4 protein-coding genes and 2 rRNA genes are annotated in these 5459 nt (G+C 38.0%); 3 read left to right on the forward strand and 3 right to left on the reverse strand.

Features of this window, described 5'->3' with window-relative positions; genetic code table 11:
• Nucleotides 1-11: 11 nt before the first annotated feature.
• Nucleotides 12-128: ribosomal RNA gene (gene rrf, locus HNQ41_RS16330) — 5S ribosomal RNA — on the forward strand.
• Nucleotides 129-251: 123 nt separating this feature from the next.
• On the opposite strand, the gene HNQ41_RS16335 is transcribed toward rrf, so the two are convergent.
• Entirely contained in the window at nucleotides 252-464 is a 213-nt protein-coding gene (locus tag HNQ41_RS16335) for a hypothetical protein (protein ID WP_184665510.1), read from the reverse strand.
• 142 nt (nucleotides 465-606) lie between these two features.
• A complete protein-coding gene (locus HNQ41_RS16340; RefSeq protein ID WP_184665511.1) occupies nucleotides 607-1656 on the reverse strand; it encodes an IS1595 family transposase in 1050 nt (349 codons plus the stop codon).
• An 800-nt stretch (nucleotides 1657-2456) separates the two neighbouring features.
• Here HNQ41_RS16340 and HNQ41_RS16345 point away from each other — a divergent pair.
• Nucleotides 2457-3812: an amino acid permease gene (locus HNQ41_RS16345; protein WP_184665512.1), complete on the forward strand. Its 1356-nt coding sequence runs from the start codon at nucleotides 2457-2459 to the stop codon at nucleotides 3810-3812.
• 62 nt (nucleotides 3813-3874) lie between these two features.
• On the opposite strand, the gene HNQ41_RS16350 is transcribed toward HNQ41_RS16345, so the two are convergent.
• Entirely contained in the window at nucleotides 3875-4504 is a 630-nt protein-coding gene (locus HNQ41_RS16350) for a LysE family transporter (RefSeq protein ID WP_184665513.1), read from the reverse strand.
• Nucleotides 4505-5359: 855 nt separating this feature from the next.
• Between HNQ41_RS16350 and HNQ41_RS16355 the strand changes: the two genes are divergently transcribed.
• Nucleotides 5360-5459: ribosomal RNA gene (locus tag HNQ41_RS16355) — 16S ribosomal RNA — on the forward strand; the annotation flags it as partial.

Raw genomic sequence — 5459 nt, forward strand, 5'->3', positions numbered from 1 at the left:
CTTAATATTTGTCTGGTGGCGATAGCGAAGAGGTCACACCCGTTCCCATGCCGAACACGGAAGTTAAGCTCTTCAGCGCCGATGGTAGTTGGGGGCTCTCCCCCTGTGAGAGTAGGACGCCGCCAGGCATTTGATGGCATGTCGCAGAAGCGATGTGCTTTTTTTATGTTTTGGCTCTGTTAAAGTTTAATGTTGATTTTATGTAAAAGAAATAATCCCCATATAATTGGAGTTTATATGGGGATTATAAATTATTCAATGCCATTCCGATTCTTGTAATTATAAATAAATTGTTTAATGGAAAACTTAATTATATAGTATATAGCCCCTATGATTCCCACTACTAAAGCTATAAAGCTTAAGGTATACAAAATTCCACCAATAGTGGTTTCCAGGACATTATGCAAGATAAGAGTCACAACGGTATAAACAATCCCTAAAATCAGAATAGTTTTTTTACTCATCTAAAACCTCCTTATTGCTTTTCAATAACATAAAAAACCTATTTAAAGGCTGATATTTGCTTGTTACGTCATTTTAAATATTTTCATACTGAACTTACTAAGCCCACACATTTCCTATGATTAGTTGAATAAGTAAGGGCGATTATGTCGTGAATTTAGCTAACCTAAGTGTATCATATGTTTCCCTGTTTTCTATTAAATTCCCTTTAATAATCAAATCATTCATCGTAACTTCATTTCTTTGATGTTGGATACTTTCCAAGACCTGAAACCAAGCAAGGTAATTGTTTAAATACTTGGTTGCAACACCATTAAATCGTTGTATCCATCCTTTTAGTCTTCTATGATAATTATTCACGTTTTGGATGTGGTAAAGCCCCTTAGTACGAATTTTACCATCGGACTTGAATTGGTAAATATCCATTCCCTTTTCAGAAGCATATGTTTTAAATGCACGCCAAGCATCCGTGCATAGTATATTTTCATTTGAAAGCCTATGCCCGATGGCTTTGTCCAATTGGTCTTTTGTTAATCTACCCATACCTGATATCTCTGAAAAAGTGGTCTTGTCACGGTCTCTTGCAACCAATACACATACTTGTTCATTGCTTATACCACGTTTCTTTGCAGAACCACCACGCTTGCGTGGCTTTCTGTCTTTAATTTTTCTTTGTCCTTTTTCTGAGTAAAAGAAATAGGTCTCATCTATTTCAACGATACCCTCGAAATTTGATATATCCATTTGTTTTAACGATGATAATAGTTTGTGTCTCCAATAAAATAAGGTGACGTGAGTGATGTTGCCGATTAAGTCAACGGACTTTCGCAGAGAATAACCTTCTATCATGCACTCGATAAATTTAATCCACTGGTTAAGGTGACGAGTTCGATAAAGAACTGTATTTGTAAGGTCGGTGAATGTCTTTTTACAAGCCTTACAGCGATAGCGTTGCTTCTTAACATCTTTGCCATCCACGATTGTTGTATATTTACCGAATCGAACAATATACTCTGATTCACAATCAGGACATTCATAACCATTCTTATTTTTACGTTCAGATATTTCGTGAAGAACCGTTCCAGTCGAACTTGATGCAGTAAGAGCAACAATTAAGTATTCACGTAATCTGTGCTTCTCTGCGGAATTTAGTTTTTGAATGGCTTTGAGGATTTCAGTCGCTCTCACAATCATCACCAACCCTATTATAGTTAGTTTGATTACAGAACGCACGTTCGTAAAAATCAATTATCAACAACTAACTTTAACAGAGCCTATGTTTTCAGTAACTGATCACCGCAAGGTGAAAAGGGTTTATAGAAAAAAAGCGAGGAATCCGAGAAACAAGAAGTTCTAGGAAGCAAGCGATCGAGACTCGGAATAGACACCCGTCCATGAGAATCTGTCTAGTTCAGGCGCCATCGGCTCGAGGTCACTTCGGTTCGGCAATTGAAGCTGAAAGCGCTCCTTCATCTTCGCTGGTCCAAAGAGCGATTCAACGGTGAGTAATCTACGATTTGCCTCGACGGATGCACTTCAAAGCAAAGCTAGCAGAGGAAGAGGCAGTGCTAGTCGCCGATAGGCGGGCGCCTTGTACTTTTCTTATGAGAGAGCAGCTGACGAAGAAATTTGCCGTTAACTTGAATAGTCATCTGGCATTCAATTATGGTGAGGCTCAGGAGCTACGGAGGCTCGAAGGTATTTCGCTCTCGACATATATTTAACCAGAATTACTTTTATGGTCAGGGTGAGACGGAGTTGCTTGATTATTTTAAGCGAATACTTTGATGTGAAAGGGACTGATTAAACGTTGTAAGTTTCGGGTCTTTGTTTTCTGCAAATCGCTATGATGCTTTTGCCATTGCAGGAAGGTGCATATGCGAAGTTAATGAGGGCTCTTTAAACATAGTGTTGTAAATTTAATGACCTTTTACATAAACCCCTTACATCTCTCCAATAATACATTTAGATAGAAGAAGTGAGGGAGATGACTAATGGGTAAATCTAATGAACAAAACGAAAAGCCATTAAAGTGGTGGCAACTAACCCTTTTGGGAATCGCCTGTACGATTGGTACAGGTTTCTTTCTTGGCTCAAGTATTGCAATTAATATGACGGGTCCTTCAGTAATATTCTCATTTGCAATCGCTGCAATAGCGACTTATTTTGTTTATGAGGCATTGGCAAAAATGACAACAGAAGATCCGCAAGAAGGGTCTTTTCGATCTTATGCAAAAAAAGCTTATGGCAGATGGGCTGGATTTACGAGTGGTTGGGTTTATTGGGCATCTGAAATCCTCATCATCGGAAGTCAAATGACAGCCTTAGCCATCTTCTCACAATTATGGTTTCCGAATATGCCACTATGGATTTTAGCGACCATTTATGCCGTTTTAGCAATGATCGTTATTCTTTGCGGTTCAAAAGCATTCGATCGAGTTGAGAATATTTTAGCGGTTTTAAAAGCTTCTGCGATCGTGATGTTTATTATCATCGCCGTGTTAGCACTACTTGGTTTACTAGGTGGCAATGATGAGGAAGCGAATGCGATCCCTAAAACTTTTCAAGCTCTTTTTCCAAATGGTTTGACTGGTTTTTTACCATCGCTTATTTTTGGTTTTTATGGTTTTGCGGGAATTGAAATTATCGGTTTGTTAGCTGTGCGATTAGAAGAAAAGAAAGATGCATTAAAAGCAGGAAAACTGATGTTCTTTACTTTAGGTGTCATTTATATGGTGTCAATTGGACTGGCAATACTTCTCGTTTCGTGGGACACATTCACACATGAAACGAGTCCTTTCATAACTTCTTTAGAACCATACAACATTCCTTTTATTTCTCATATTTTTAATGCGGTCTTTATTATTGCTGGTTTTTCAACGATGGTCGCTTCTTTATTTGCGGTAATAAGCATTCTCGTTACTCTTGCTGAAGACCAAGATGCGCCATCATTTTTATCAAAAAAATTTAAAGATAAGTATGCGCTACCAGCAATGGGGTTAACGACATTGGTTCTTGCTGTTTCTGTCGTCATGTCAGTCGTCATGCCAGACAATATTTATGAGTATTTTACAACGGCAGCTGGTTTGATGTTGTTATACAATTGGTTTTTCATTATAGGATCCTATGGTCGCCTTCATGAATTAACAATCTGGGCCAATATAAAGAGGTTATTAGGTTTCTCTTTAGTTCTATTAGCAATTGTTGGGACGGTCTTCCATCAGACAAGCCGACCCGGATTTTTTGTAAGTCTAGCCTTTATTGTCGTGATTAGTATTGTGACTTTCATCATGCGACATTTTTGGAAGAAGAAATCAAAAGAGTCATCAAATCCAGAGCCTAAAACTTAATTAATTTAACGCATTTCAGAAAGGTATCCCTTTCAAATTGTTTAGCAATAAGTTGAGTAGTTTCATGAAAATAGCACGGTAGCGGCTTGGATAGCAAAATAGATACCGAATCCGAAAAGAGAAACGCCTGAGAAAACTGAAATCGCAGTTAGCAAACGATACGTTAAAAACTTACGTAAAGTGCTCGAAAGACCAGCCATCGTAAAGTCCCATAAAGTGATCCCTACAAAGATGGCTGAAACATATAAAATCACTTCTTCTGTATCGTAGGAAGTAACCGTCTTAGCTATGATAGATCCGAATATGCCAAGCCAAAATAAAATCGTTAAAGGGTTAAATAATGAAATGAAAAACCCTGCTAGAAATGACTTTGAACCGGCTTCACGGTTCATATCAAATCCTTTTAATGGGATTTGTTTCGCACTGGATAAACTCTCAATCCCTGTATAGATAAGAAGGAAAGATCCAAATATCCAAAGAAAAGATTGGATAAAAGGAATTTCAATTAAATGATATACACCTAAAAAAACAAGTAACATATAAAATGTATCGGCGACCGTCGCACCTAAACCAACAAGCCATGAATTTAAAAATCCATTCTTGATACCGCGATCCAATTGGGCTGCATTAACCGGCCCTATCGGAGCGGCTAACGAGATACCTAAAAATATGTACGTCAATAAAAGGCTCATATAATCTCCTCCGAAATACAAGTTGGACAAACAACATGCTTGTACAGTGTATTGTATGGAGTGGTGTTTTAGTACAAGAAATTATTAAAATAGATAATGGAAAAGCTAGTGCTATAGGAACTGTAACTTTGACGAACCTTTTTCTATTAGGCTGTTTTCTAAAAAAATGATGCTTTTTAGGGGATTAGTTCACACTTGGAGTCCCTACAGGTGGACGTTTAACCACAGGCACAAGTGTGATATCCATTCATGGTTCATTTCGTTCGAAATCATGGGGCCTTCTTAAAGAAGGTCTTCGCCTGCTCCTACAGTTACTCGTCGCATAAACAAAATGTTGCTTTTCCCACTGGAAAGACAGCTACTTTGTTGAAGGTACGTCGATTTGTCTCGACGAATATAAGGCAAAACCATACTTGTAGAGAGGAGAGTCCGTCACCTTTTGCTTATCCGAATGCAACAAACTTTACGAAAAAAACCTTCTATATAAAAAATAAAGATCGTAACCATACATCAAGGAAAAACATACCTGTTGTTGTTATGTATACTTTGCTGTATAGTATTAAAAGTCGCTAACAACGACACGCCATCTTGGTGAAAATGAAAGGTTCATATTCTCATAACTAACGAATATCGTTTCAAACCCATTAGGCTCCACCAAAAACATTAAATCTTTCAAAAAAAGTTTTGAAGGATGGTTGACTTTAAGAGTTATACTTGCTATAATAATATTTGTCGCTTTGAGAGCGACTGAAACACTGACCTTTGAAAACTAAACAAAAAGCTAAGCGACCAGCGGGATCTTTTAAGATCCTGTCAATGAAACAATAAAGATGTCAGAGACATCAAACTCATTCTTTAATGGAGAGTTTGATCCTGGCTCAGGACGAACGCTGGCGGCGTGCCTAATACATGCAAGTCGAGCGCGGGAAGCTAATAGATCTCTTCGGAGTGACAT

It is taken from the genome of Texcoconibacillus texcoconensis, from assembly GCF_014202575.1.
Classification (GTDB): domain Bacteria; phylum Bacillota; class Bacilli; order Bacillales; family Salisediminibacteriaceae; genus Texcoconibacillus; species Texcoconibacillus texcoconensis.

What these genes read in the sequence shown, in the direction of transcription:
- HNQ41_RS16335 (WP_184665510.1), bottom strand. Translation starts at nt 464, where the DNA reads ATGAGTAAAAAAACTATTCTGATTTTAGGGATTGTTTATACCGTTGTG.
- HNQ41_RS16340 (WP_184665511.1), bottom strand. Translation starts at nt 1,656, where the DNA reads ATGATTGTGAGAGCGACTGAAATCCTCAAAGCCATTCAAAAACTAAAT.
- HNQ41_RS16345 (WP_184665512.1), top strand. Translation starts at nt 2,457, where the DNA reads ATGGGTAAATCTAATGAACAAAACGAAAAGCCATTAAAGTGGTGGCAA.
- HNQ41_RS16350 (WP_184665513.1), bottom strand. Translation starts at nt 4,504, where the DNA reads ATGAGCCTTTTATTGACGTACATATTTTTAGGTATCTCGTTAGCCGCT.